This is a genomic window from Burkholderia sp. B21-005 (genome assembly GCF_020843965.1).
Lineage (GTDB): Bacteria > Pseudomonadota > Gammaproteobacteria > Burkholderiales > Burkholderiaceae > Burkholderia > Burkholderia ambifaria.
The window spans coordinates 1,629,533-1,654,720 of record NZ_CP086301.1; the positions used below are offsets into that span (position 1 = coordinate 1,629,533).

Here is a 25,188-nt window from a genome sequence, read left to right on the forward strand (position 1 = left end):
GCCCTGATGGTTGAACGGTGAGGAAAGCGTGTCAGGTACGGGCCGAGTCGCGCTGGCGATATCGGTCGAGCGCGACCGCGCCGATGATCACGAGCCCCTTGATGATGTACTGCCAGATGTCCGACACGCCGAGCAGCACGAGGCCGTTGGTCAGTACCGCGATGATCAGCGCGCCGATCAGCGTGCCGACGATCGAGCCGACGCCGCCGACGAAGCTCGTGCCGCCGAGGATCACCGCGGCAATCGCATCGAGTTCGTACGACTGGCCGAGCTGCAGGCCGTTGGCCGCATAGAGCCGCGCGGACGACATCACCGCGCCGAGACCCGCGAGCAGGCCCGACGCCGCATAGACGAACATCTGGATTGCCCGCACGTTGATGCCCGACAGCCGCGCGGCTTCGGGATTGCCGCCGACCGAATAGATCCGCATGCCGAGCACCGTGCGGCGCAGGATGAACCACGACAGCGCGATCACCGCGCAGGCGATCACGACGAGCCACGGCACACCGAGGATCGTGCCGTTGCCGATGAACGCGAACGGCAGTTGCGGGTTGAAGATGGTCGTGTCGTTGCCGATCAGGCGGGCGACCCCGCGCACGGCCGTCATCGCGCCGAGCGTGACGATGAACGGCGGCAGGCGCAGGAACGAGATCAGGCCGCCGTTGATCGCGCCGAACACGAGGCCGACGGCGAGCGCGATCGGCACGCCGAGCCAGCCCCAGCCGGGGATGGTCGACGCGAGCAGTGCGGCGACGGCCGACGCGGCGAGTACCGAGCCAACCGACAGGTCGATGCCGCCCGTCAGGATCACGAAGGTCATGCCGGCCGCGAGCACGATGTTGATCGATGCCTGCTGCGTGACGATCGACAGGTTCTGCAGCGTGAAGAAGCCGTCGGTCAGGAATCCGAAGCCGATGCAGAGAACCAGCAGCACCGGCAGCATGCCGGCGGTGCGCATCAGCGACTGCATGCGTGCGCGATGATCGGCGCCGCGCATCAGCGGCGTACGGGTGGCCACCGGATGGGCCGTCGCGGAAGCGAGGTTCCGCTGCTTGGTCGGGTTGATCATTTCGGTACCTTGAATGAAGAAGGAAATGAAGGGGCCGTGGTCAGTGCGCGTCGGCGAGTTCGGCCTGCGAGCCGGTCGCGAGCGCGATGATCGCTTCCTGCGTGATGGGCGTATGCGTGTGGCCGCCGAGTTCGCCGGCGATCTCGCCTTCGCGCATCACGAGCACGCGGTCGGCGACACCGATGATTTCCGGCAGTTCGCTCGAGATCACGATCACGCCGACGCCCGCGCGGGCCAGTTCGTTGATGATCCGGTAGATCTCGGATTTCGCGCCGATGTCGACGCCGCGCGTCGGTTCGTCGAGAATCAGCACGCGCGGCTTCGTCTCGAGCAGGCGCGACAGCAGCACTTTCTGCTGGTTGCCGCCCGACAGCGCGCCGACGTTGACGTGGGCGTTCGGCACGCGGATCGACAGCGATGCGATCGCGTCGCGTGCGCGTTGCGCGCCGCGTGCGAGATCGAGCGCACCGAGCCGCGCATCGCGGTTGCACACCGAGATATTGATGTTGTCGCGTACGCTCATGTCGAGGAACAGGCCCTGGCGCTTGCGGTCTTCCGTCAGGTAGACGAGGCCGGCGTCGATCGCGTCGCGCGGCGAATGCGCGCCGAATGCGCGGTCGCCGAGCTTCACGTCGCCGCGCGTGCGCGGCTCGGCGCCGAAGATCAGCCGCGCCAGTTCGGTGCGGCCCGCGCCGACGAGCCCGGCGATGCCGAGCACCTCGCCGGCATGCAGGTCGAGGCTGCAGCCGCGCACGCGCTCGGCGTCGGCGATGTCGCGCACCGACAGCAGCAGGTGACCGGGGTCGTACGGCGCATGTTCCTTCTTGTAGAAGCCGGAGATATCGCGGCCCACCATCATCGCGACGAGCCGCTCGGCCGACAGCGATTCGCGCTCGAGCGTGCCGACGTACGATCCGTCGCGCAGCACCGACACGCGGTCGGACAATTCATAGATTTCCGCCATCCGGTGGCTGATGTAGATGATCGCGAGGCCTTCCTCGCGTAGCTGGCGGATCAGGCCGAACAGGTGCTCGGTCTCGCGCGACGACAGCGGCGTCGTCGGTTCGTCCATCACGAGGATGCGCGCGCGGGTGTGCACGGCGCGCGCGATCTCGACGAGCTGCTGCTCGGCGATCGACAGCGTGCCGACGAGCGTGTCCGGACCGAACGGCGCACCGAGGCGGGCGAGCACGTCCTGGCAGCCGCGCGCCATCGCCGCGCGGTCGATGGTGCCCCAGCGCCGGTTGCCGCGCCGCAGTTCGCGGCCGACGTAGATGTTTTCCGCGACGGTCAGGTTCGGCGCGAGGCACAGCTCCTGGTAGATCACCGCGACACCTGCATCGCGCGCGGCGAGCGGGCCGTCGACGTCGATGCGCTCGCCGTCGATCAGGATCTCGCCGCCGGCGTCGGCGCGGTACGCACCGGACAGAATCTTCATCAGCGTCGATTTGCCTGCGCCGTTCTCGCCCATCAGCGAATGGATCTCGCCCGGATAGACGGTCAGGCTGACGTTGTCGAGCGCGCGCACGGCCGGGAACGTCTTGCTGATCCGGCGCATCTCGAGCAGCGGCCGGGACGACTCAGATCGCGACATGGTTGACCTCCTGCGATTCGGTGCGGGCGCCCTTGAGGATGCCGGCCCGCGGGGAGAAATTGAAGAACATCGGCAGCGTCGCGGCGCCGATCGCACCGGCGTCGGCGCCGAACGTGCCGCGCACGAGCGTCGGCGTGCCGCGCGCTTCCGGCGCGGTGGCGACGAGGGCCGCGCGCAGGCGGGTCGTCACCGCGTCGAGCAGGCCGGCGTCGGTATCGGCGTCGAGCACCACCACCGGCGCATCGACGACGCACAGCACCGCGCGCAATGCCGGTGCGAGCGCGTCGACGCAGTCGTCGATCCACTCGTCGACCGCCGGCAGGCCACGCGCGATGCAGGCCTCGAGGTCGGCGCGATTCTCGACCGTCTCGCCGTGATGGCGGAGGTGACGCACGAGCGCATGCAGCGACGCGCGGGCGAGCAGGATGTCCCACGGGCCGCGCGGCGGCGGTGCGGACGCCAGCCGGCTCGGCGGCACGGGAATCACGGCGATGTCGCCGGCATTGCCGGTCACGCCGCGCAGGCAGTCTCCGTCGACCGCGATGCCGCCGCCGATCGCGGGGCCGATGAACAGGTAGACGAAGTCGTCGCACTGTCGGCCGTACCCGTAGAACAGTTCGGCGATCGCGGCCGCGTTGCCGTCGTTTTCGCCGAACACGGGCAGCGACAGCATGCGCCCGAGGTCGCTCGCGAAATCGACGTCTTCCCATGCGCGGAACGTATCGGGCGCGAGGCCGAGTTCGCGCATCCACGCGCCGAGGTTGTACGGCTGGGCGACGCCGACGCCCGTGAGTCGTGCGCGCTCATGCGGGGGGAGCAGATCCTGCATCGCATCGATGTCGCGCCGCACGATGTCGAGCACGTCGGCAGGCGGGGGAAGCAGTGTGTCGTGCGAGCGGCGGCCGAGCACGTCGCCCGCGAAATTGACGAGCGCCGTCTCGATGCGCATCCGGTCGAGATGGACGCCGATGCCGAACGCACCGCGCGGATCGAGACGGACCAGCGATGCCGGCTGGCCGCGCTGGCCCTCGGTGCGGCCGGCGAATTCGATCAGCTTCGCGTCGGCGAGCGACGCGATGATGCTGCCGACTGCCGTGCCCGTCATGCTCGCGAGACGCGCAAGGTCGGCCTTCGACGCGCTGCCCGCACGGCGCAGCGTCTTCAACAGCAGGCGCTCGTTGTAACGGCGCACGTTGGCCGAGTTGCTTCCCTGGCCGATGTGCGGGCTTCTCATGGCGTCTCCTTCCATGGCGCGTCGTCTGTCGACGCATTAAATAAATCACGTTGATTTATTTAACCGCGTGAGCGACGGCATGTCAGCCTAGGGAAATCCCGGCTTCGGCCGGAGAAGCAGGCGGGGCGTGGGTTTGCGGGCGTGGCAGGTTTTCATCGTGCGTCGTTGCGGGTGCGATGAGGCGCAGGATTCGGCTGCCGGCCGACCTCGCGGTCGTGGTCGGCGCAACGTTTCGGCGCGATCCGGCGGGTCGTTTGTTTGGTGTCGACGACGCACGTGAGCTCGTCGCGAAGGCCGAGGTGATTTGTCCTTGCGCAAAGATGACGAGGGAGGAGATGCGGTACGCGTGGCGCGCGTAATGGGGAGGGGCGGTGTGACTCGCGATATGAACGCGATATCGCGCTTCCGGAAGCGGAAATGAAAAAAGGCCGGCATAAGCCGACCTTTTCAAAAAACAGATGGTGCCCAGGAGAGGACTCGAACCTCCACGATGTTGCCACCGCTAGGACCTGAACCTAGTGCGTCTACCAATTCCGCCACCTGGGCACGTTTTGCAGTAGCTGCTTGCTGCAAAGAAGAGAAATTATAGCGCGTCTGAAGGATCTGTCAACGGGTTGCGAACGAAAATTATTTGATGGCTTGCTCGCGACGTTGGGCGAGGGCATGGGCCGCAACGCATCGCCGATGCGTCGTGACGTCGGGTACGCGGACAGACGCCGCCGCGAGCGCGCGTATCAATCCGGCGCCGGAAATGAAAAAAGGCCGGCATAAGCCGACCTTTTTAAAAACAGATGGTGCCCAGGAGAGGACTCGAACCTCCACGATGTTGCCACCGCTAGGACCTGAACCTAGTGCGTCTACCAATTCCGCCACCTGGGCACGTTTCGCTTGCTGCGATGCGAAGACCGCTATTGTAGCGTGTTCGAAGAAGCTGTCAACACAATTTGAGCGACGGCGATAAAAATATCGTGCGTTGCATGGGCGGGGCATCAGACGCCGATCGGCTCCGCACGCTTAGCCGTGAAATTCCAGCGCAGTGCATCGTCCGTGTCGACGCGGGCGGGCAGCAAGCCGGCTGCGAGGAACGTATCGGCGATCTTCTGCTGCTCACCGAAATTCTGCGTGACCACGGCGCGCACGAGATAGCTGCGTCGCGCGTTGGCGCGCTCGATCGTCTTCGCGTCGAGTCCCCAGATCGGCGCAAGGGTATCGGCGGCTTCCCGCTGATGCTCGCGCAGCCACGCGCCGGCCTGTGACAGACGGTCGAAGACGATCTGGATGACGTCGGGGCGCGCGGCGGCAAAGCTGCTCGACGCGAGGTAATAGCGCTGGTACGAAGCAAGCCCGTTGCCGTCGGCCAGAATCCGCACGTCGGGGTTCGAGTCGACGGCGCGACATACGGATCCCACGTGATCCACGCATCGACGCTGCCGCGCTCGAACGCCGCGCGGCCGTCCGCCGGTGTCAGGTAGTGGATCGCGGCGTCGGTTGGGGCGAGCTTGGCGCGCGCGAGTGCGGCAAGCAGCAGATAGTGGCTCCCGGCAGCCTTCGTGACGGCGATGCGCTTGGCCCTGAGATCGGCGAGCGTGCGCAGCGTGCTGTCGTTCTTGACGATGATGGCCTGCGCTTTGGGCGACGGTGCTTCCTGTGCGACGTACACGAACCGCGCATGCGCGGCCTGTGCGAAGACGGGAACCGTGTCGGCCACGTCGGCGCTGAAATCGATCGCGCCGACGTTGAGCGCTTCGGTCAGCGGCAAGCCGCTCGCGAATTCATGCCACGACACGCGCAGGCCCAGCGGCGCGAGCGACTGCTCGAGCGTGCCGCGCGTCTTGAGCAGCGTGATGAGCGTCGACGATTTCTGATAACCGATGCGCAGCGTGGATGGCGTGTTCTCGGCGTGCGTCCGGATGCCGGCGGCGCTCAGGCCGGCGGCCAGCATCGCCTGCGCGAATGCGCGGCGGTTCATCGACGTCATGGAGCGGGTTCCCCGTTGGGTTCGTTGAAAGCAACGCGGCTAACGTACCAACGGGAAGGGCAATCGATAACCGATTAATTCTGCTATCGATCGGAGTGACGGGCATATGGCGCGGCCAGTGCGCGTAAGGCAAGGCCGGAAATGAAAAAAGGCCGGCATAAGCCGACCTTTTCAAAAAACAGATGGTGCCCAGGAGAGGACTCGAACCTCCACGATGTTGCCACCGCTAGGACCTGAACCTAGTGCGTCTACCAATTCCGCCACCTGGGCACGTTTTGCAGTAGCTGCCTGCTGCAAAGAAGCGAAATTATAGCGCCCCAATTATCCGTGTCAACACATTTTTGCGATGCGCCGCGAACCGGCCGCCGCGGCGCCTGCACGCGGCATTCGCGGTTATTTGGCGACACTGTCGGATGATAGAATGATCCGCCGCCGTCACTATAGAACTGTCTGACGGACACTTCTATGTTGATGCCGTGCACCATCAGTCAACGCAACGAGAACAATCATCGACAAACCCTTGAGCAAATATCCGTACCCCATTCCGAGCCGTGAAGAAATTCTCGGCGTGCTGCGTACGAGCGACGCGCCGCTGGCCGCCAACGACATCGCCGAAGCGCTGTCGATCAAGCGCCAGGAACGCGAGGGGTTCTTCCGGCGTGTCGCCGCAATGGAACGCGACGGCCAGATCCGCCTCGACAAGCGCGGCCACTACCAGCTCACTCATCCGTCGAACTTCGTTGCCGGTCGCGTGCAAGGGCATCGCGACGGCTACGGCTTCGTGATCCGCGACGACGGCCAGGACGACCTGTTTTTGCCGAACGGCGAAATGCAGAAGGTGATGCACAACGACCGCGTGCTCGCGCGGATCGTCGGCTACGATCGCCGCGGTCGGCCGGAAGGCCATGTCGTCGAGGTCACCGAGCGCGCGAACAAGCGCGTGATCGGCCGCTTGCTCAACGAGAACGGCGCGCTGATCGTCGCTCCCGAAGACAAGCGCATCGGCCACGACATCCTGATCACGCAGAACGTGAAGAAGGCGAAGGTCGGTCAGGTCGTCGTCGTCGAACTGACCGACTTCCCGAGCCGCCATTCGCAACCGCTCGGCCGCGTCGTCGAAGTGCTCGGCGATATCGACGATCCGGGCATGGAAATCGAGATCGCCGTGCGCAAGTACGGCGTGCCGCACGAATTCGGCCAGCGGGCGCTCAATGATGCCGCCGCACTGCCGGACGCGGTACGTCCGACCGACCTGCGCTTCCGCGTCGATTTGCGCGACGTGCCGCTCGTGACGATCGACGGCGAGGACGCCCGCGACTTCGACGATGCCGTCTACTGCGAGCCGACCAAGGTCGGTCGCGGCGACGGCTACCGACTGATCGTCGCGATCGCCGACGTGTCGCACTACGTGCAACCGGGTAGCGGCCTCGATGCCGACGCGCTGGAGCGCAGCACGTCGGTCTATTTCCCGCGCCGCGTGATTCCGATGCTGCCGGAGAAGCTGTCGAACGGGCTGTGCTCGCTGAATCCGCAGGTCGACCGCTGCGTGCTCGTGTGCGACATGGTGATTACCGCGCGCGGCGAGATCAAAGCGTACCAGTTCTATCCGGCGGTCATCCATTCGGCCGCGCGCCTGACGTACACGGAAGTCGCGGCCGTGCTGTCGAACACGAAAGGGCCGGAGGCCGCGCGCCGCGCGGACCTGCTGCCGCACCTGCAGGACCTGTACGGCGTCTACAAGGCGCTGTTCGCCGCACGCCAGAAGCGCGGCGCGATCGACTTCGACACGACCGAGACGTACATCGTCTGCAACTCGCAAGGCAAGATCGAACAGATCGTGCCGCGTCAGCGCAACGATGCGCACAAGCTGATCGAGGAATGCATGCTGGCCGCGAACGTCTGCGCGGCCGACTTCCTGAAGCGCAACAAGCACGCGGGCCTGTACCGCGTGCACGCGGGGCCGACGCCGGAAAAGCTCGAGAACCTGCGCGCGTTCCTGCGCGGCATGGGCCTGTCGCTCGGCGGCGGCGAGAAGCCGCATGCGAGCGACTATGCGGCGCTGATGGCGCAGATTCGCGACCGGCCCGACGCGCAGATGCTGCAGCCGATGCTGCTGCGCTCGATGCAGCAGGCCGTCTACAGCCCGGACAACATCGGCCACTTCGGTCTCGCGTATGAGGCGTACGCGCACTTCACGAGCCCGATCCGCCGCTATCCCGACCTGCTCACGCACCGCGCGATCTACGCGATCCTGTCGGGCAAGAAGTACACGCCGAAGGCACCGGACGGCTTCGAGCTGAACACCGCGCTGTCGCCGCGCGCCCGCGCGATGCAGCAGGCCGACGACGAAGCGCGCGGCCGTTCGCGCGTGAATACCGCGATCTGGGAAGAACTCGGCCTGCACTGCTCGGCGAACGAGCGGCGTGCCGACGAAGCGTCGCGCGACGTCGAGGCCTGGCTCAAGTGCTACTTCATGCGCGACAAGCTCGGCGAGGAATACGGCGGGATGGTGAACGGCGTCACGTCGTTCGGCATCTTCGTGCAGCTCGATACGCTGTTCATCGAAGGGCTCGTGCACGTCACGGAACTCGGCTCGGACTACTTCCAGTACGACGAGATCAAGAACGAGCTGCGCGGCGAGCGCACGGGCATCCGTTATCGCCTGTCGGATCGCGTGCGCGTGCAGGTGAGCCGCGTCGATCTCGATGCGCGCAAGATCGACTTCCGCCTCGTGCGCGACACGCCGGTGAAGGTGCCGCGTCCGGCACCGGCGCCGGCCGTCGTCGGCAACGGTAACGATCGCGGCGGCCCGCGTGTGCGCTCGTTGCCGCCGGTGGAGGAAGCCGCGCCGCGTCGCAAGCGGACGGCCAGCGCACCGACCGCCGCGGTGAACGACGCGCGTGCGGCGAAGAAGAAGGGCGGCGCGCCGGCGAAGACGGCCGCGAAGAAGACACACGCCCGCAAGAAGTATTGAGCGTTCGGGGCGGCGCACGCGCGCGCCCTTGCAGTATCGAGAGACGCCGCGTTCTACCGGTCACCGGCCGGCAACGCGGCGCTTTCCTTTTCCATGGATCGCGGCTGCGCACGTCGCGCGGCCGCACGTTTGATCGAAGGTTGTTCCAGTCATGTCACGTCTGAAGGTTCTTTACGGTTTTCATGCGGTGACCGCACGTTTGCGGCACGATGCATCGACGGTTGCGGAGGTGCTGTACGACCAGACGCGCCGCGACCGCCGCATGCAGGACTTCCTGCACACCGCGAAGGAAGCGGGCGTGCGGCTGATCGCGGCCGACGAAACCCGCCTGTGGGGCCTCGCGCATACCGAGCGCCACCAGGGCGTCGTCGCGCGCGTCGAGGACGTTCCGCTCGCGCAGAACCTGTCCGAATTGCTCGACGGCATCCAGGGCCCGGCGCTTCTGCTGGTGCTCGACGGTGTCACCGATCCGCACAACCTGGGCGCATGCCTGCGTGTCGCCGATTCGGCAGGCGCGCATGCGGTGATCGCGCCGCGTGACCGCGCGGTCGGCCTGAACGCGACCGCGGCGAAGGTCGCGAGCGGCGCGGCCGACACGGTGCCGTACATCACGGTCACGAACCTCGCCCGCGCGCTGCGCGAACTGAAGGAAGCGGGCGTATGGATCATCGGCACGTCGGACGACGCGTCGGCGACGCTGTACGACACGAAGCTCGACGGCCCCGTCGCCATCGTGATGGGCGCGGAAGGCGAAGGCATGCGCCGGCTTACGCGCGACACCTGCGACGACGTGATGAGCATCCCGATGGCCGGCAGCGTGGAAAGCCTGAACGTGTCGGTTGCAAGCGGCGTGTGCCTGTACGAAGCGGTGCGGCAGCGGCGCGTGAAGGGCTGATTCGCCGGCTGACTGACGGGCCGACTGACGGGCTGACGCACGCGGTCTCGCGCGATGCGCGGGCCGCCATGACCCGAACGACGCGTGCCGCGATTGTGCGCGGCACGCGGCCCCGGAACTCGCGAACCATGACCCTGATTCGCCTCGGCGCATCGTGCGCCATCCTTGGCCTGCTGGCCGCCTGCACGTCGCCGTCGCTGATCGAGCGCGGCAGCTACTACGCCGACACGAGCCTGCACGCGCGCGGCGCCGATGCGCGGATCCGCTTTCTCGTGATGCATTACACCGAAAGCGACGAAGCGAAATCGCTACGCACGCTGACGGGCGATTCGGTCAGCGTGCACTACGTCGTGCCGCCGCAACCGCGCATCGAACACGGGATGCCGGTCGTCTATCAGCTCGTTCCTGAATCGAAGCGCGCATGGCATGCGGGCATCAGCGAATGGCAGGGCACGACCGAGCTCAATGCGGCGTCGATCGGCATCGAGAACGTGAATCGCGGCCCGCTCGATCCGCAAAACCTCACCTGGCAGCCGTATTCGCCCGCGCAGGTCGATGCGCTGATTCACCTGTCGAAGGATATCGTCGCGCGCTACGGGATTGCGCCGACGCGCGTGGTCGGACACAGCGATATCGCACCGCAACGCAAGATCGATCCCGGTCCGCTGTTCCCGTGGCATGCGCTCGCGCAAGCCGGCGTCGGCGCATGGCCGGACGATGCGACCGTGGCCGCGCGGCTCGACGGTCGCGATCCGCACGCGCTCGTCGACGTGCGCGAATTGCAGCTGAAGCTCGCGCGCTACGGTTACGACGTGCCGACCGACGGCGTGCTCGACGCGCGCACACGACGCGTATTCGCCGCATTCCAGATGCACTTCCGGCCATCCGACTACGCGGGCAATCCGGACGCCGAGACCGACGCGATCGCACAGGCGCTGCTCGACAAGTATTTCCCCGCTGCGCCCGCCGGCAACGCGTCGGCCAACGGCACGCCGTGACCGTCGGCGTGGCCGGGGCCGACATCCGCGCGGAAAAAGCCCGGGGCGTCTCGCGAGTCCGGTAAACTGGCGGTTTTCCGCAATCCCGCTGTATTCCCACCTCATGACTCAAGACGAACTCAAACGCCTGGTCGGCCAGGCGGCCGCCGATTATGTGATCCAGAACGTGCCGGAAGGCGCCGTGATCGGCGTCGGCACCGGCTCGACCGCCAACTGCTTCATCGACGCGCTCGCGGCCGTCAAATCGCGCTATCGCGGCGCCGTGTCGAGCTCGCTCGCGACGACCGAACGCCTGAAATCGCACGGCATCAAGGTGTTCGACCTGAACGAGGTCGAGTCGCTGCAGGTGTACGTCGACGGGGCCGACGAGATTGACGCAAGCGGTGCAATGATCAAGGGCGGCGGCGGTGCGTTGACGCGCGAGAAGATCGTTGCGTCGGTGGCCGATACGTTCGTCTGCATCGCGGATGGCAGCAAGCGCGTGCCGGTGCTCGGCGCATTCCCGCTGCCGATCGAGGTCGTGCCGATGGCGCGCACGGCGATCGGCCGGCGCGTGACCGCGCTCGGCGGCGTGCCGGTGCTGCGCGTGACGCAGGACGGCGCGCCGTACATCACCGACAACGGCAACGAGATCATCGACGTGAAGGGGCTGCAGATCGCCGATCCGCGCGGTTTCGAAGCGCAGGTCAACGCGTGGCCGGGCGTCGTGACGGTCGGCCTGTTCGCCGAGCGCGGCGCGAATCTGTGCCTGCTCGGCACGGCAAACGGCGTCGAGACGATCGTTTATCCCGGTTAATCAAAACTGAATGAGAAGCAGTCCGTAATGGCGTCAAGAAGCCGTAATGGATTGCATGTTTAAATCTTGTTGAAGTCCCGGCCCGGCAAGCGCAGCGCGCTTTCCGGGCTTTTTTTGAAGCCTTATAAATCACCTCTTCCAAAAGAGGGATAACCCTGTCAGGTGTTTACCAGATAGCGGAATATCCCCGAAATCATCAACTTATAGATCATAAGAACAGTCGTAACCAGGGCCGGCGGAACTGCGGAGCAGGTGTTCGCAAATCGACGCACGGGGAGGTGTCATGGAGCAGGGCAAAGACCGGTCACTGGTCGCCAAAGTGATGGATGGGCTTGTCGCGGGTATCGTCGAGGACAAGTACGGCGGCATTCTGCCGCCGCAGGACGTGCTGTCGAAAGAGTTCGACGTGAGCCGCACGGTGATGCGCGAAGCATTATCGATGTTGCTTGCGCGCGACATGCTCGACGTGCGTCCGAAAGTCGGTACGCGCGTTCGACCGATGCGCGACTGGCGCATGATCGATGAAGACGTCGTGAGTTGGCGGTTTCGTGCGAAACCGGATCCGCAATTCATGCGCGACGTCATCGAATTCCGGATGCTGATCGAACCGCGCGCGACCGCGCAGGCGGCGGTCCGTGCAACGGCCGTCGACATCGCGGGTATCCGTGAGGCGTTCGACGCGTTCAAGGTGCTGCAACCGGGCGACCCCGGCTACGACACGGCGGACGAACTGCTGCACACGCGGATCGTTCAAGCGAGCGGCAATCAGTTCTTCCAGCAGATGGCGGCGATCGTGCGCGGCGCAGTGCGGCTCGTGAATCCGCGCGTCGTGCAGAAGGATGGCGCGCACGACATCGCGGTCAAGGCGCATGCACGCGTCGTCGATGCGATCGAACGCCGCGATCCGCGCGAAGCCGAAGCGGCATCGCTCGCCCTGATCGATTTCAGCGCCGACGAGATCTCGCGCGATTTCTCCGTCGACGTGCCCATGCGCGCCTGAATCCACCCGCGTCGCTCAACCGTGAGCCGGCGAGCCGTTTATCATGACGGCCGGCCGGCAGCGTGTCGGCCACCGTCATACGAACGACACGGAAGATCCGGATGAACGACTTCGACAACCGCCCGGTGCGCTTCGGCATCGTCGGCGCAGGCAGCATCGCACGCCGTTTCGCGCAAAGCCTCGCTCACGTGCCGGGTGCCGTGCTCGCCGGCGTGTGGGCACGCCGCGCCGACGCGGCAGCCGCCTTCTGCGACAGCTGCGGCGGCACGCCCGCGGCCAGCCTCGACGCGCTCCTCGCGAGCGACATCGACGCGATCTACATCGCGACCCTCCACGACAGTCATGCGCAATACGCGCAGGCGGCGCTCGCCGCCGGCAAGGCCGTGCTGTGCGAAAAGCCGGCGACGCTGAACGCAGGGCAACTCGACGCGGTGCTGGACGCGGCGCGCGCTGCCGGACGCCTCTTCATGGAAGCGATGAAGCCGCCGTTCTTTCCGCTGTACCGGCAGTTGCGTGCGCACTTGCGTGACGATCCGATCGGCGAGATCCGGCTCGTGCGCGCGGGCTGCGCGTCGTCGTCGGTGCCGGACGATCATTCCGTCTATCGTCTCGATCGAGCCGGCGGCGCGCTGCTCGACATCGGGATCTACGAAGCGTTTCTCGCGGTCGACTGGCTCGGCGCCGCACGCGACGTGCAGACGCTCGGCCGTGTCGGCGCGACGGGCGTCGACGTCTTCGCGAGCCTGAACAGCCGCCACGCGAATGGCGGCATCGCGCAGCTCTTTTGCGGGCTCGACGTGATGGGACGCGGCGACGCGCTGATCGCCGCGGCGGGCGGGCACGTGACGATTCACGAGAAGTGGTGGAACCCCACGCGGGCGACGATCCGCTATGCCGACGGGCGTACCGTCGAACTCGATGTACCGTTCGACGGCGGCGGCCTGAACTACGAGACCGCGCATTTCTGCGACCTGCTGCGCGCGGGTGAACTGGAGAGCCCGATCATGACGCACGACCATTCACGACAGATGATCGCGATGACCGACGCGGCACGCGCGGCGCTCGGCGTGCGCTATTCGGGCGAGTAGGCGGGAAGGAAGGGGCCGGGCGCGCATCCGCGGCCCGGCGGGCGATGCAACGTGCTCAGTGCCGTGCTCAGTGCCGCGCGGGCAGCGACAGGCGCTTTTCGTACCAGCGCTGGACCCATTCGAGGATCTGGCACAGCACCCAGTAGACAGCGGCGGCGGCAAGGTACAGCGGCAACGGCTGATAGGTCGCCGCGATCACTTCCTGCGCGCTGCGCAGCAACTCGGTCACGGTGATCACGGACACGAGCGACGTGTCCTTGATCAGGCTGATCAGGCTGTTCGACAGGCTCGGCACCGCGATGCGCAGCGCCTGCGGGCCGATCACGTAGCGCAGCGTCTGCCCCCACGACAGCCCGAGGCTGTAGGCGGCCAGCCATTGGCCGCGCGCGATCCCGTTGATCGCGCCGCGCATGCTTTCGGACATGTAAGCGGCGACGTTCGCGGACAGCGCGATGACGCCGGCCGGCGTCGGATCGAGCGAGATGCCGAGGCTCGGCAATCCGTAATAAATCACGAAGATCTGCACGAGCAGCGGCGTGCCGCGCATCAGGCTCACATACGCGCGCGCGAGCCACGCGAGCGCGTTGACCCAGATACGTTCGAAGCCTTCGAGCGGTTCGCTTTGCCGGATGCCCATCATCGCGAGCATGACGGCGCCGAGCAGGCCGAACACCATCGACAGCACGGCGAACTTGACAGTCAGTACGGCACCCTGGGCGAGCACCGGCAGCGATTGGACGAGCAGGGACGTTGTCGACATGGAATACGAAGCGAGTGCGTGCGCGAAAGCGCAATCATAAACCGGACCGATAAAACAAAGGGCGGCATCGTTTCGGATGCCGCCCATTCCGGCCCGCCGTCAGGCGGGAAACAGAGGCGTGCTTACTTGATCGGCTTCGTCACGTCGATGCCGAACCACTTGTCCGAGATCTTCGTGAACGTGCCGTCGGCCGCGAGTTGTGCCATGGCGTCGTCGATCGCCTTCTGGAACTTCGGGTTGCCCTTCTTGAACGGGATGCCCGACGGATTCGCCGAGCCGACGTTCGCGCCCGGGCGCAGCGGCAGTTGCGAGTTCTTCGTCAGGTACGCGAGCATCAGGCGGTCGTTCAGTGCCGCGTCGAGACGGCCCGCCGCGAGGTCGCGCAGGTACTCGGGCGCGCCCGGGTACGTCTTCACGTCGATGCCGGGCACCGACTTCGCCATGTCCATGTAGTTCGTGCCGAGCGCGACGCCGAGCTTCTTGCCCTTCAGGTCGTCGAGCGACTTGAACTGGCGCGTATCGTCCTTGCGCTGGATCAGCTGCGCGGACGAGTACGTGTACGCCGGCGAGAAGTCGAGCGTTTCCTTGCGCTTGTCGGTGATGCCGACCTGGTTGGCGATCACGTCGAACTTGCCGGCCTGCAGGCCCGCGATGATGCCGCTCCATTCGGTCGTGACGAACTCGGCCTTCACGCCGAGCTTCGCGGCGACGGCCTTCGCGATGTCGACGTCGAAGCCGACGAGCTCGCCTTGCGGGTTCTTCGAGTTGAACGGCGGGAACGTGCCTTCGAGGCCGACGCGCAGCGTGCCGCGTTGCTTCACCTCATCGAGGAGGTCGGCCGCATGCGCGGTGGCGGCGGCGAACGACGTGCCGATCAGGCCGGCAACGAGCAGCTTCTTCAGCAGCGAAATTTTCATCGTGTGAGCTTCCTTGCCCCGGCGGGGCGCTTGAGTCTGACAATGGGGTCGATCATAGCAAAAATGCAATCGACCACTAAATATCGTTTGTTTATGACTATATTACGCGGTGCGTTCGCGCGCGATGGCCTTCACGCATTCGGCCACGAGCGCGGGGCCGCGATAGATGAAGCCCGTATACAGCTGGACCAGCGATGCGCCGGCCGCGAGCTTCACGCGTGCGTCCTCGCCCGAGAAGATGCCGCCGACGCCGATGATCGGCACCGCGCTGCCGACTTCGGCATGCAGCTTGCGGATCACTTCGTTCGAGGCGTCGAACACCGGGCGGCCCGACAGGCCGCCGGCTTCGTCCGCATGCGGCAGGCCCTGCACGGCCGCGCGCGACAGCGTCGTGTTGGTGGCGATGACGGCTTCGATCTTGTGGCGCAGCAGCGTGTCGCCGATTTCCTTCACCTGTTCGTCGTCGAGATCGGGAGCGATCTTCAGCGCGAGCGGCACGAGCTTGCCGTGCAGGTCGGCGAGGCGCTGCTGCTTGTCCTTCAGCGCGGCGAGTAGCGCGTCGAGTTCGCCCGCGCCCTGCAACTGGCGCAGGTTCTTCGTATTCGGCGACGAAATGTTGATCGTCACGTAGCTCGCGAACGGGTACACGCGCTCGAGGCAGTAGAGATAGTCTTCCGCGGCGCGCTCGATCGGCGTGTCGGCGTTCTTGCCGATGTTCAGGCCGAGGATGCCGCGATAGCGGGCCGCCTGGACGTTCTTCACGAACTGGTCGACGCCGTGGTTGTTGAAGCCCATCCGGTTGATCAGCGCGTCGGCCTGCGGCAGGCGGAACATCCGCGGGCGCGGATTGCCCGGCTGCGGGCGTGGCGTGACGGTGCCGACCTCGATGAAGCCGAAGCCGAGCGACGCGAGGCCGTCGATGGCCGCGCCGTCCTTGTCGAGGCCGGCGGCGAGGCCGACCGGGTTGCGGAACGTGAGCCCCATCACGGTGCGGGGCGCATCGGGCACGCGCGCCGACAGCGCGCAGGCGAGGCCCGTGCGGCCGGCCGCGCCGAGCGCGCGCAGCGTGAGGTGGTGAGCGTCTTCCGCATCCATCTTGAACAGGGATGCGCGGGCCAGCGGATAGAGGGAACTGAACACGGGAATTGGGCGGACGGCCGGAATGAATGACAACCCGCTATTTTACCGGGAGTTGCGCGGCAAGGGCGGGCTTCGCTTCGCGCGCGCCGGCGGGGGCGCTTCTCGTGCGGTGCGGCGGCGCATGCACGGGCGGAAAGGGTGCCCGTTGCAGGCGCGAAGCCGCGCCGCGGGAGGGCCCGTCAACCCGACCCGGAATGTCCGCCCGGCAGCGGCGCGCGCGCCAGTGCCGCGTCGACCGGTGGCAGCTCGACACGATCGGGATCGAGTATTTTCCAGCGGCCGTCGAGCAACCCTTCGAGTGGATGGAAGTTCGCCTTGTAGGCCATCTTCGGGCTCTCGCGGATCCAGTAGCCGAGATACACGTACGGCAGGCCGAGGCTCTTCGCCTGTTCGATCTGCCACAGGATGTTGTAGGTGCCGTAGCTCGTGTGCTGGTCGTCGGGTTCGAAGAACGTGTAGACCGACGACAGTCCGTCGCCGAGGATGTCGATCATGCTGACCATGCGCAGCTTGCCCGGCTCGCCGCCCGGCGCGTCGAGGTCGCGGAATTCGACGAGGCGCGAATTGATCCGGCTCTGCAGCAGGAACTGCTCGTACTGGTCGCGGCTGTCGCGGTCCATGCCGCCGCCCGCGTGGCGCGCGGACTGGTAGCGCATGTAGAGCGCGTAGTGCTCCTCGTCGTAGTGCAGCGGCGAGACTGTCGCGACGAGCGCGCGGTGCCGCTTCCACATTCGGCGCTGCGTGCGCGACGGTGTGAACGCGCCGACCGGCACGCGCACCGGAACGCAGGCGCGGCAGCCGTCGCAGTACGGGCGATAGGTGAAGACGCCCGAGCGCCGGAAGCCGGCCTTCACGAGCTCGGTATAGATGTCGGAGTTGATCAGGTGGCTCGGCGTCGCGACTTGCGAGCGCGCGATGCGGCCGTCCAGATAGCTGCACGGATAGGGCGCCGTTGCATAGAATTGCAGCGCCGAAAGCGGTGAAAGCGGCAGCTCAGTCGGGTGAGTCATGGGCAGCTCTCGATGCAGGGAAGGAGTGCCGCGCTAGCGCTCGATCCCGGAGGGCGCCGCCGGTTCGGCGGGGCCCGTCAGCGCGGCGAGCACGCGCTTGTCGAACTGCCACGGAATCGGCGGTTCGGCCACCGCGCGGCGCACGTGAGCAACAAAGGCCTTGCGTGCGATCTCGCGGCCACCGAGCGACGCTAGATGCGACGTATTCTGCTGGCAGTCTATCATTTCCAGCCCCTGCTCGCGAAGGTGGGCGACCAGCGTCGCCAGCGCGATCTTCGACGCATCGGTGGCATCCGCGTACATCGACTCGCCGAAGAACATCCGTCCGAACGTAACGCCGTACAGACCGCCGATGCGGCGCCCGTCGTGCCACGTCTCGATGCTGTGCGCGTTGCCGGAGCGGTAGAGCGACGTATAGGCGTCGATGATCTCGGCGGTGATCCAGGTGCCGCGCTGCCCGCGGCGCGGCGCTTGCGCGCACGCGCGCATCACGCCCGCAAAGTCATGGTCGACGCGCACTTCCCACGCGGGTTCGCGCAGCACGCGCCTGAGCGTCTTGCGCAGCGACGGTGACACCTTGAATTCGGCCGGTGCGAGGATCATCCGCGGGTCGGGGCTCCACCACAGCACGGGCTGGCCGTCCGAATACCACGGGAAGATGCCGCGCAGGTAGGCCTCGATCAGGCGCGACGGCAGCAGGTCGGCACTCGCGGCGAGCAGTCCCGGCGCGCCGGTCGCGGGACCCAGTGCGCGTTCGACGGGCGGAAACGGATCGTCCGGGCCGAGCCAGGGGACCATGGGGCGCGCTCAGCCGTTGCGCAGCGAGCGGAAGATATCGCCGGTATGCACGCCGTAGTCGCCGGCGGCGCGATCGGCGAAGAAGAAGCGCAGGGTCTGGCTGACGGTCGGGAACGCGATTTCGTCCCACGGAATGTCGGCTTCGTCGAACAGTTTGACTTCGAGGCTTTCCTCGCCGGCCTCGTAAGCCGGATCGACGAGCCGCGCCAGGTAGAACAGGTGGACCTGATGCACGTGCGGCACGTTGAGCAGCGTGAACAGGTTCTGAATCTCGACACGCGCGCCGGCTTCCTCGAGCGTCTCGCGCGCGGCGGCCTCGGCCGTCGTCTCGCCCATTTCCATGAAGCCCGCCGGCAGCGTCCAAAACCCATAGCGCGGTTCGATCGCGCGGCGGCACAGCAGCACCTGATCGCCCCAGACCGGCACCGTGCCGACCACGTTACGCGGATTCTGGTAATGGATCGTGCCGCAGTGATCGCAAATGAAGCGCTCACGATTGTCGCCCGGTGGAATGCGCGCGATGACGTCGTGACCGCAGACGGAGCAGAATTTCATGTCGAGTGGAAGGGACGAGGTGAATGCGAGTGTATCACCGGGGCGGGGCATTCTCGAACGCGAGCGCATGGGCGCGGCGTGCCGCGCGAAGCGCAACCGCGATGCGCCGGATCGGGCGTGGAAAAACAAAAAGCCCGGCGTAGAGCCGGGCTTTTTGCATGAATCGGGACGTTGGTTGCGGGGGTAGGATTTGAACCTACGACCTTCGGGTTATGAGCCCGACGAGCTGCCAGACTGCTCCACCCCGCGTCCGTCGAAGAAATGAATTATATGGAGTATCCCGAACGCATGCAAGCACTTTTTGACAATCGCGTTGCAGGCGCTCGTTGGCAGCTTGTGGGGCCGGTACGGCGGGCGCGTGCGCTAGAATCGAACGGTTTGCTCGTGTCGTTCATTCCTGCAGCGAAGCCGTGCGATTGCATCGGTGCCGTTGCAACGCTCACTACTGTTACTACTGCATCGACGGATTCATGGATATCGCTCACGATCTGCAATCGATCGGCGCGCAGGAACAGGCGCTCGTATTTCCCCATTTCGACCCGGCCCGCGCCTGGGCGCTCGGCAACCGGATGCATGCGCTCGCCACGGCGCGCGGTCACGCGATCGCGATCGACATCGTCACGTTCGGCCAGCCGCTGTTCTACGCGGCGCTCGCCGGCGCGACGCCCGACAACGCCGACTGGGTGCGCCGCAAGCGCAACGTCGTCGCGCATTTCCGCCGCAGTTCGTATGCGATCGGCCTGCGCATGCAGCAGGCCGGCGCGTCGCTCGCGGACAAGCACGGGCTGCCTATCTCCGACTATTCGCCGCATGGCGGTGCGTTTCCGCTGACCGTCGCGGGGGCCGGCGTGATCGGCTCGATCACCGCATCGGGGCTGCCGCAGCGCGCGGATCACGAGTTCGTCGTCGAAGCGCTGTGCGCCGAGCTCGGGCAGGACTACGCCGCGCTGGCGCTTTCGAGGAGCTGAGCGATGCAGCTTCCGGGTTACGCATGGCTCGCGATCGCGATCGTCGCGGAAGTGATCGGCACGTCCGCGCTGCGCGCGGCGGACGGCTTCACGCGCTTCTGGCCGTCGGCGCTCGTCGTGGTCGGTTACGGCATCGCGTTCTACTGTCTGTCGCTCACGCTGCGCACGATGCCGGTCGGCATCATCTATGCGGTGTGGTCGGGCGCCGGCATCGTGCTGATCACGCTCGTCGCGATGCTGCTCTATCGTCAGGTGCCGGACGTGCCGGCGGTGATCGGTCTCGGCCTGATCGTCGCGGGCGTCATGGTGCTGAACCTGTTCTCGAAGATGCAGGCGCACTGAGCGTGCGCCCGCGATACGCCGGATGGCTCACATGACCGATTCCGCTTCCGTTTCCGATTCGGCTTCCGCCGAAGCCGCCCAGCCCGACGTGCGCGCGTATGTCGCGAACCGCATCGGCTATCTCGAACTGAACCGGCCGAAGGCGCTGAATGCGCTGTCGGTCGGGATGATCCGCCTGATGCAGCAGGCGCTCGATGCGTGGCGCGACGACGCCGACGTGGTGGCCGTCGTCGTGCACAGCCCGCATCCGCGCGCGTTCTGCGCGGGCGGCGACGTGCGCTTCTTCCACGACGCGTGGCAGCGCGGCGACCGCGATGCGATCGACATGTTCTTCATCGAGGAATACACGCTCAACCACACGATCTTCACCTATCCGAAACCGTACATCGCGCTGATGCACGGCGTCGTGATGGGCGGCGGCATGGGCATTTCGCAGGCCGCGCGGCATACGGGCGGGCTGCGCGTCGTCACCGATTCGACGAAGATGGCGATGCCCGAAACGCGCATCGGCCTGTTCCCGGACGTCGGGATGAGCTGGTTCCTCGCACGCACGCCGGGCGCGATCGGCCGCTACCTTGCCGTGACAGGTGCGTCGCTCGACGCGGCCGGCGCCCTGTATGCGCAGCTCGCCGACGTCTATCTGCCCGATGCCGCGCTGCCGGCGCTGCTCGATACGTTGCGCAGCACGCGCATCGACAGCGGCGCGCAGGCAGTCGCGTGCGTGGCCGACGCGGCTGCCGCGCACAAGATCGTGCCGACGCCCGACACGTCGGCGCTGGCCGACGCACGCGCCGGGATCGATCGGCATTTCGCGCAACCCGATATCGTCGCGATCCTCGCGTCGCTCGACGCCGAGCAGGATTGCGCGGCCGTCGACGGATGGGTCGAGAAGGCGACCCACGCGATGCGCAGCCAGTTGTCGCCGCTGTCGATGGCCGCGTCGCTCGAAGTCGTCGAACGGGCGCGTGGCGCGACGATGGGCGATTGCCTGCGGCGCGATCTCGACCTCACGCGCTCGACGTTCGCGCACGGCGACGTGATCGAAGGCGTGCGGGCGCTGATCGTCGACAAGGACCACCAGCCGGTCTGGCGCTTCAAGTCGGCCGCCGATATCGACCGGGCCGACGTGCTCGCGATGTTCGACAGTCCGTGGACGCCCGACACGCATCCGCTGCGCAACCTGAAGGACTGACGCGCGCGCTATCGACGTGAAAAGCAAAAAGGCCGCCTGCGCATGTGCAGGCGGCCTTTTCACTGGCGGATGCCGGTCGGGCTCGGCGGCGGCGGGCCGGGGTCTCGCCGCGAGACGTGCGTCAGTCGTCGCCGGCGTCATCCGACATGAACGCGCGCATGAACACGAGCGCGCCGAAGCCCCAGACCGCGTTCGCGGCGAAGCCAGACGCGAGCACCGGCATCATGTTCCCCGACGGCCAGATTCCGCGCAGCGGATCGATCGCGAACACGCGGGCGGCCGTCAGCACGATGCCGCCGAACACCAGCGCGCCGATCCACGGCGCCTCGCGGTCCGGCGACACGCGCAGCAGCCACGCCATCGGGATGGCACAGCACGCGCTGATCAGCGCGTTCGCAACAAATTCAGGAATGCCGAGCGGTGCGAATGGTTGCGTGGAGAATCCGGCTGCGGCGATCAGGTCGGCCGTGTGCAGCAGCGCGAGCGTCGCTTCGCGAAAGAAGAGGGCGGCCAGGAAGCCGGACAGGAACGGCAGGATGACTTTCTGCATCGGTAAGTGCATTGCAGGCGCGGTTGGCCGGGGCCGTCCGCGCGAAGTTGTTCGGATTGGTGCGCCATTATAGGGCCCGGCCGCCGCGATATTCGCTGGAGCGTCGTGCTAATCACGAAAGCGGAAAACTTAAGCTCAAAAAAATCGTTCCAAAGCCCCGCCCCGATCCATAGACTGATTTCCCAGAAACAGCCGTGCAATCGCGTACTCGCCCGCTGCACGGCCTGACCGGCGAGCCATCCCGATTCGAACGCACATCATGCATGCGTCGCTCATCCGCGACGCGAGCAGGGCCTCGTTTTATCCAGATTCCGGCAAGGACAGTCAAGCAGGAGCAGCAGATGAATGTTTTCTGGTTTATTCCCACGCACGGCGACAGCCGTTACCTCGGTACTGCCGAAGGCGCGCGCGCCGCGGATTACGATTACTTCAAGCAGATCGCCGTCGCGGCCGACACGCTCGGCTATGAAGGCGTGCTGCTGCCGACCGGCCGCTCCTGCGAGGATGCGTGGGTCGTCGCGTCGAGCCTGATTCCAGCGACGCAGCGCCTGAAGTTCCTGGTTGCCGTGCGCCCGGGCATCGCATCGCCCGGCTTGGCGGCGCGGATGGCCGCGACGTTCGACCGTCTGTCGGGCGGGCGCCTGCTGATCAACGTCGTGACGGGGGGCGACGCCGCCGAGCTCGAAGGCGACGGACTGTTCGCCGATCACGACACGCGCTACGAGATCACCGACGATTTCCTGCACATCTGGCGCGGGCTGCTCGCCGCATCGCACGACAACGGCGGGTTCGACTACATCGGCAAGCACCTTCAGTCGAAGGGCGGCAAGGCGCTTTATCCGCCCGTGCAGCGCCCGCATCCGCCGTTGTGGTTCGGCGGGTCGTCGCCAGCCGCGCACACGATCGCCGCGGATCACATCGACACCTACCTGACCTGGGGCGAGCCGCCCGAGGCCGTCGCGAAGAAGATCGCCGACATCCGCGCGCGCGCCGAATCGCGCGGCCGCAAGATCCGCTTCGGCATCCGCATGCACGTGATCGTGCGCGAGACCGAGGACGAAGCATGGCGCGATGCCGAGCGGCTCATCAGCCGTCTCGACGACGAGACGATCGCCCGCGCGCAGAAGGCATTCTCGAACATGGATTCGGAAGGCCAGCGCCGGATGGCCGCGCTGCACGGCGGCAAGCGTGGCGGCCGCGACGCGCTCGAGGTGTATCCGAACCTGTGGGCCGGTGTCGGGCTTGTCCGTGGCGGCGCCGGTACCGCGCTCGTCGGCAATCCCGAGCAGGTCGCGGAACGCATGCGCGAATACGCGGATCTCGGCATCGAAACGTTCATCCTGTCCGGCTATCCGCACCTCGAGGAGTCGTACCGTTTTGCCGAGCTCGTGTTCCCGCTGATCAAGGGCGAGGGCGCAAAGCGGCCGTCCGGCCCGCTGTCGGGCCCGTTCGGCGAGATCGTCGGCAACAACTACCTGCCCAAGGCGAGCCAGAGCTGAGCGAAGGAGGCCTGCAATGACAACGAAAACGTCGACGACGGGCGCCGTCGTGGCCGCACGCGCGTGGCGCGCAATCGCGCCGTGGCTCGTGCCGCTCGCGCTGCTGGTCGTGTGGGAGGTCGGCGCGCGCGTCGGCTGGCTGTCGACCCGCGTGCTGCCTGAGCCGGTGGCGGTCGTGCGCGCCGCATGGTCGCTCGTGACGTCGGGCGAAATGTGGGCGAATGTGAAGGTCAGTACCTGGCGCGCGCTGTTCGGTTTCGCGATCGGCAGCGGTGTCGGCCTGGCGCTGGGGCTTGCGACCGGCCTGTCGAAAGCGGCGGAGGTCGCGCTCGATTCGACGATCCAGATGATCCGCAACATCCCCGCGCTCGCGATGATTCCGCTCGTGATCCTGTGGTTCGGCATCGACGAGAAGGCGAAGCTGTTCCTCGTCGCGCTCGGCGTGTTCTTCCCTGTCTACATCAACACGTATCACGGGATCCGCTCGGTCGACGCAAACCTGATCGAGATGGCGAAGAGCTACGGCGTGCGTGGCTTCGCGCTGTACCGCGACGTGATCCTGCCCGGCGCGTTGCCGTCGATTCTTGTCGGCGTGCGCTTCGCGCTCGGGCTGATGTGGGTGATGCTGATCGTCGCGGAAACGATTTCCGCGCAGTCGGGCATCGGCTACATGACGATGAACGCGCGCGAATTCCTGCAAACCGATGTGGTGGTGGTCGGCATCCTGTTGTATGCGGTGCTCGGCAAGCTGGCCGACGTGCTGGCGAAATGGATCGAGCGCGTGACGCTGCGCTGGCACCCCGCTTATCAATCAGGAGCAAAGGCATGAATGCGACCACTTCGGCGGCCGCCTACGGCCCGCTCGCCGGCGCGGACCTCGAGGCCGAACTGGCGCAGGCGCGCGTGACGGACGCCGCCGCACGGGATGCGGCGATCGTCGATCGGGACGGCGGCGCATCCGTCGTTCCGCTCGCGCGGCGGCGCACCGGCAGCCCTGCGCCCGACGATGCGGTGACGCTGTCGGGCGTCAGCAAGCGCTTCGGCACGCGTACCGTGCTCGACAACGTCGAACTCGGCATCGCGCGCGGCAGCTTCGTCGCCATCATCGGCCGTAGCGGCTGCGGGAAATCCACGCTGCTGCGCCTCGTCGCCGGGCTCGAGGTGCCGAGCAGCGGTGCGCTCGTGACGCGCGGCGAGGGCGGCGGCACGCTCGACACGCGGATCATGTACCAGGATGCGCGGTTGCTGCCGTGGAAGACCGTGCTGCAGAACGTGATGCTGGGCCTTGGGCGCGGCGCGCGCGATCAGGCCCGCGCGGTGCTCGACGAAGTCGGGCTGCTCGAGCGTGCGAACGACTGGCCCGCGCAGTTGTCGGGCGGCCAGCGGCAGCGCGTCGCGCTTGCCCGCGCGTTGGTGCACCGGCCGCAATTGCTGCTGCTCGACGAGCCGCTCGGCGCGCTCGACGCGCTGACCCGCATCGAGATGCATGCGCTGATCGAGCGGTTGTGGCGCGAACATCGGTTCACCGCGCTGCTCGTCACGCACGACGTGCAGGAAGCCGTCGCGCTGGGTGACCGCATCCTGCTGATCGAGCAGGGACGCGTCGCCCTCGATCAGCAGGTACCGCTCGATCGACCGCGTGCGCGCGCATCGGCCGCGTTCGCCGCGCTGGAAGACCGTGTGCTGCAACGCGTGCTCGCGGGCGGACCGGGTGGCGCCGATCAGGAGGCGGCGCTTGAAGTCGATCACGTACGACCGGTCGGGCAGATTCGCTGGGCCGTTTAAATCCGGGCGGCGCAGGCCGCCCGTTCTCAGACTTTTTTGTTCGGAG

General features: G+C 66.6%; 22 protein-coding genes, 4 tRNA genes and 1 pseudogene. 12 read left to right on the forward strand and 15 right to left on the reverse strand.

Annotated features, from left to right (window positions below):
- Positions 1-31: 31 nt before the first annotated feature.
- The 7 genes and pseudogenes from LMA02_RS07710 to LMA02_RS07740 all read right to left on the reverse strand — a co-directional run bounded on the left by LMA02_RS07710 (position 32) and on the right by LMA02_RS07740 (position 6,145).
- Positions 32-1,069, reverse strand: coding sequence for an ABC transporter permease subunit (locus LMA02_RS07710; protein WP_166721531.1), 1,038 nt, complete (start codon positions 1,067-1,069; stop codon positions 32-34).
- 40 nt (positions 1,070-1,109) lie between these two features.
- A complete protein-coding gene (locus LMA02_RS07715) occupies positions 1,110-2,663 on the reverse strand; it encodes a sugar ABC transporter ATP-binding protein (RefSeq protein ID WP_228907514.1) in 1,554 nt (517 codons plus the stop codon).
- Complete coding sequence (locus LMA02_RS07720) at positions 2,650-3,897, reverse strand: ROK family protein (protein WP_228907515.1); 1,248 nt, start codon at positions 3,895-3,897, stop codon at positions 2,650-2,652. Before LMA02_RS07720 ends, LMA02_RS07715 begins: the two co-directional genes overlap by 14 nt.
- A 459-nt stretch (positions 3,898-4,356) precedes the next feature.
- Positions 4,357-4,443, reverse strand: a tRNA-Leu gene (locus LMA02_RS07725).
- 246 nt (positions 4,444-4,689) lie between these two features.
- Positions 4,690-4,776 (reverse strand) — tRNA-Leu (locus LMA02_RS07730).
- A gap of 110 nt (positions 4,777-4,886) precedes the next feature.
- Positions 4,887-5,875, reverse strand: a pseudogene (locus tag LMA02_RS07735) (aliphatic sulfonate ABC transporter substrate-binding protein).
- 183 nt (positions 5,876-6,058) lie between these two features.
- A tRNA-Leu gene (locus tag LMA02_RS07740) sits at positions 6,059-6,145 on the reverse strand.
- Positions 6,146-6,395: 250 nt separating this feature from the next.
- On the opposite strand from LMA02_RS07740, the gene rnr reads away from it, so the two are divergent.
- From rnr to LMA02_RS07770, 6 genes are all read left to right on the forward strand, one after another.
- Positions 6,396-8,849 carry a ribonuclease R gene (gene rnr / locus LMA02_RS07745; RefSeq protein ID WP_228907516.1) on the forward strand — a complete coding sequence of 818 codons (2,454 nt, stop codon included), beginning with the start codon at positions 6,396-6,398 and terminating at the stop codon, positions 8,847-8,849.
- A gap of 151 nt (positions 8,850-9,000) precedes the next feature.
- Positions 9,001-9,744, forward strand: coding sequence for a 23S rRNA (guanosine(2251)-2'-O)-methyltransferase RlmB (gene rlmB, locus LMA02_RS07750; RefSeq protein ID WP_011656749.1), 744 nt, complete (start codon positions 9,001-9,003; stop codon positions 9,742-9,744).
- Between the two features lie 128 nt (positions 9,745-9,872).
- Positions 9,873-10,742, forward strand: a complete 870-nt coding sequence (locus LMA02_RS07755; protein ID WP_228907517.1) for an N-acetylmuramoyl-L-alanine amidase — start codon at positions 9,873-9,875, stop codon at positions 10,740-10,742.
- Between the two features lie 103 nt (positions 10,743-10,845).
- On the forward strand, positions 10,846-11,538 hold the full coding sequence (gene rpiA / locus LMA02_RS07760; RefSeq protein WP_166721537.1) for a ribose-5-phosphate isomerase RpiA: 693 nt from the start codon (positions 10,846-10,848) through the stop codon (positions 11,536-11,538).
- A 283-nt stretch (positions 11,539-11,821) separates the two neighbouring features.
- Positions 11,822-12,538, forward strand: a complete 717-nt coding sequence (locus tag LMA02_RS07765; RefSeq protein ID WP_166721538.1) for a FadR/GntR family transcriptional regulator — start codon at positions 11,822-11,824, stop codon at positions 12,536-12,538.
- A gap of 101 nt (positions 12,539-12,639) precedes the next feature.
- Complete coding sequence (locus LMA02_RS07770; RefSeq protein ID WP_228907518.1) at positions 12,640-13,626, forward strand: Gfo/Idh/MocA family protein; 987 nt, start codon at positions 12,640-12,642, stop codon at positions 13,624-13,626.
- Positions 13,627-13,693: 67 nt separating this feature from the next.
- On the opposite strand, the gene LMA02_RS07775 is transcribed toward LMA02_RS07770, so the two are convergent.
- From LMA02_RS07775 to LMA02_RS07805, 7 genes are all read right to left on the reverse strand, one after another.
- Entirely contained in the window at positions 13,694-14,386 is a 693-nt protein-coding gene (locus LMA02_RS07775) for an amino acid ABC transporter permease (protein WP_006758016.1), read from the reverse strand.
- Positions 14,387-14,508: 122 nt separating this feature from the next.
- A complete protein-coding gene (locus LMA02_RS07780; RefSeq protein WP_228907519.1) occupies positions 14,509-15,303 on the reverse strand; it encodes a cystine ABC transporter substrate-binding protein in 795 nt (264 codons plus the stop codon).
- A 102-nt stretch (positions 15,304-15,405) separates the two neighbouring features.
- Positions 15,406-16,443, reverse strand: coding sequence for a quinone-dependent dihydroorotate dehydrogenase (locus tag LMA02_RS07785; RefSeq protein ID WP_006751029.1), 1,038 nt, complete (start codon positions 16,441-16,443; stop codon positions 15,406-15,408).
- A 179-nt stretch (positions 16,444-16,622) separates the two neighbouring features.
- Positions 16,623-17,453 carry an arginyltransferase gene (locus LMA02_RS07790; RefSeq protein WP_166721541.1) on the reverse strand — a complete coding sequence of 277 codons (831 nt, stop codon included), beginning with the start codon at positions 17,451-17,453 and terminating at the stop codon, positions 16,623-16,625.
- Positions 17,454-17,486: 33 nt separating this feature from the next.
- Positions 17,487-18,251: a leucyl/phenylalanyl-tRNA--protein transferase gene (gene aat / locus LMA02_RS07795; protein WP_166721542.1), complete on the reverse strand. Its 765-nt coding sequence runs from the start codon at positions 18,249-18,251 to the stop codon at positions 17,487-17,489.
- Between the two features lie 9 nt (positions 18,252-18,260).
- Positions 18,261-18,806 (reverse strand): NUDIX hydrolase, encoded by a 546-nt coding sequence (locus LMA02_RS07800; RefSeq protein WP_166721543.1) that lies wholly within the window; start codon positions 18,804-18,806, stop codon positions 18,261-18,263.
- A gap of 172 nt (positions 18,807-18,978) precedes the next feature.
- Positions 18,979-19,055, reverse strand: a tRNA-Met gene (locus LMA02_RS07805).
- A 221-nt stretch (positions 19,056-19,276) separates the two neighbouring features.
- On the opposite strand from LMA02_RS07805, the gene LMA02_RS07810 reads away from it, so the two are divergent.
- From LMA02_RS07810 to LMA02_RS07820, 3 genes are read left to right on the forward strand one after another with little or no spacing between them, the layout of a single operon-like run.
- Positions 19,277-19,774, forward strand: coding sequence for a heme-degrading domain-containing protein (locus tag LMA02_RS07810; protein WP_228907520.1), 498 nt, complete (start codon positions 19,277-19,279; stop codon positions 19,772-19,774).
- Between the two features lie 3 nt (positions 19,775-19,777).
- Positions 19,778-20,116 carry a DMT family transporter gene (locus tag LMA02_RS07815; RefSeq protein ID WP_228907521.1) on the forward strand — a complete coding sequence of 113 codons (339 nt, stop codon included), beginning with the start codon at positions 19,778-19,780 and terminating at the stop codon, positions 20,114-20,116.
- Positions 20,117-20,147: 31 nt separating this feature from the next.
- On the forward strand, positions 20,148-21,308 hold the full coding sequence (locus tag LMA02_RS07820; protein WP_228907522.1) for an enoyl-CoA hydratase/isomerase family protein: 1,161 nt from the start codon (positions 20,148-20,150) through the stop codon (positions 21,306-21,308).
- 121 nt (positions 21,309-21,429) lie between these two features.
- Here LMA02_RS07820 and LMA02_RS07825 read toward each other — a convergent pair whose 3' ends face one another.
- Complete coding sequence (locus LMA02_RS07825) at positions 21,430-21,858, reverse strand: hypothetical protein (protein WP_228907523.1); 429 nt, start codon at positions 21,856-21,858, stop codon at positions 21,430-21,432.
- A 341-nt stretch (positions 21,859-22,199) separates the two neighbouring features.
- Between LMA02_RS07825 and ssuD the strand changes: the two genes are divergently transcribed.
- The 3 genes from ssuD to LMA02_RS07840 are packed head-to-tail and all read left to right on the forward strand — an operon-like array spanning position 22,200 to position 25,142.
- Positions 22,200-23,357 (forward strand): FMNH2-dependent alkanesulfonate monooxygenase, encoded by a 1,158-nt coding sequence (gene ssuD, locus LMA02_RS07830; protein WP_228907524.1) that lies wholly within the window; start codon positions 22,200-22,202, stop codon positions 23,355-23,357.
- Positions 23,358-23,373: 16 nt separating this feature from the next.
- On the forward strand, positions 23,374-24,186 hold the full coding sequence (gene ssuC / locus LMA02_RS07835; RefSeq protein ID WP_228907525.1) for an aliphatic sulfonate ABC transporter permease SsuC: 813 nt from the start codon (positions 23,374-23,376) through the stop codon (positions 24,184-24,186).
- Positions 24,183-25,142: an ATP-binding cassette domain-containing protein gene (locus LMA02_RS07840; protein ID WP_228907526.1), complete on the forward strand. Its 960-nt coding sequence runs from the start codon at positions 24,183-24,185 to the stop codon at positions 25,140-25,142. The genes ssuC and LMA02_RS07840 overlap by 4 nt, the downstream gene beginning before the upstream one ends.
- Positions 25,143-25,188: the final 46 nt, after the last annotated feature.

Coding starts and splice junctions, on each gene's coding strand:
- ssuC (WP_228907525.1), top strand. CDS start 23,374: ATGACAACGAAAACGTCGACGACGGGCGCCGTCGTGGCCGCACGCGCG.
- LMA02_RS07755 (WP_228907517.1), top strand. CDS start 9,873: ATGACCCTGATTCGCCTCGGCGCATCGTGCGCCATCCTTGGCCTGCTG.
- LMA02_RS07770 (WP_228907518.1), top strand. CDS start 12,640: ATGAACGACTTCGACAACCGCCCGGTGCGCTTCGGCATCGTCGGCGCA.
- LMA02_RS07715 (WP_228907514.1), bottom strand. CDS start 2,663: ATGTCGCGATCTGAGTCGTCCCGGCCGCTGCTCGAGATGCGCCGGATC.
- rpiA (WP_166721537.1), top strand. CDS start 10,846: ATGACTCAAGACGAACTCAAACGCCTGGTCGGCCAGGCGGCCGCCGAT.
- LMA02_RS07810 (WP_228907520.1), top strand. CDS start 19,277: ATGGATATCGCTCACGATCTGCAATCGATCGGCGCGCAGGAACAGGCG.
- LMA02_RS07815 (WP_228907521.1), top strand. CDS start 19,778: ATGCAGCTTCCGGGTTACGCATGGCTCGCGATCGCGATCGTCGCGGAA.
- LMA02_RS07775 (WP_006758016.1), bottom strand. CDS start 14,386: ATGTCGACAACGTCCCTGCTCGTCCAATCGCTGCCGGTGCTCGCCCAG.
- LMA02_RS07840 (WP_228907526.1), top strand. CDS start 24,183: ATGAATGCGACCACTTCGGCGGCCGCCTACGGCCCGCTCGCCGGCGCG.
- LMA02_RS07825 (WP_228907523.1), bottom strand. CDS start 21,858: ATGCAGAAAGTCATCCTGCCGTTCCTGTCCGGCTTCCTGGCCGCCCTC.
- ssuD (WP_228907524.1), top strand. CDS start 22,200: ATGAATGTTTTCTGGTTTATTCCCACGCACGGCGACAGCCGTTACCTC.
- LMA02_RS07790 (WP_166721541.1), bottom strand. CDS start 17,453: ATGACTCACCCGACTGAGCTGCCGCTTTCACCGCTTTCGGCGCTGCAA.
- LMA02_RS07780 (WP_228907519.1), bottom strand. CDS start 15,303: ATGAAAATTTCGCTGCTGAAGAAGCTGCTCGTTGCCGGCCTGATCGGC.
- LMA02_RS07720 (WP_228907515.1), bottom strand. CDS start 3,897: ATGAGAAGCCCGCACATCGGCCAGGGAAGCAACTCGGCCAACGTGCGC.
- LMA02_RS07710 (WP_166721531.1), bottom strand. CDS start 1,069: ATGATCAACCCGACCAAGCAGCGGAACCTCGCTTCCGCGACGGCCCAT.
- LMA02_RS07820 (WP_228907522.1), top strand. CDS start 20,148: ATGACCGATTCCGCTTCCGTTTCCGATTCGGCTTCCGCCGAAGCCGCC.
- aat (WP_166721542.1), bottom strand. CDS start 18,251: ATGGTCCCCTGGCTCGGCCCGGACGATCCGTTTCCGCCCGTCGAACGC.
- LMA02_RS07765 (WP_166721538.1), top strand. CDS start 11,822: ATGGAGCAGGGCAAAGACCGGTCACTGGTCGCCAAAGTGATGGATGGG.
- LMA02_RS07800 (WP_166721543.1), bottom strand. CDS start 18,806: ATGAAATTCTGCTCCGTCTGCGGTCACGACGTCATCGCGCGCATTCCA.
- rlmB (WP_011656749.1), top strand. CDS start 9,001: ATGTCACGTCTGAAGGTTCTTTACGGTTTTCATGCGGTGACCGCACGT.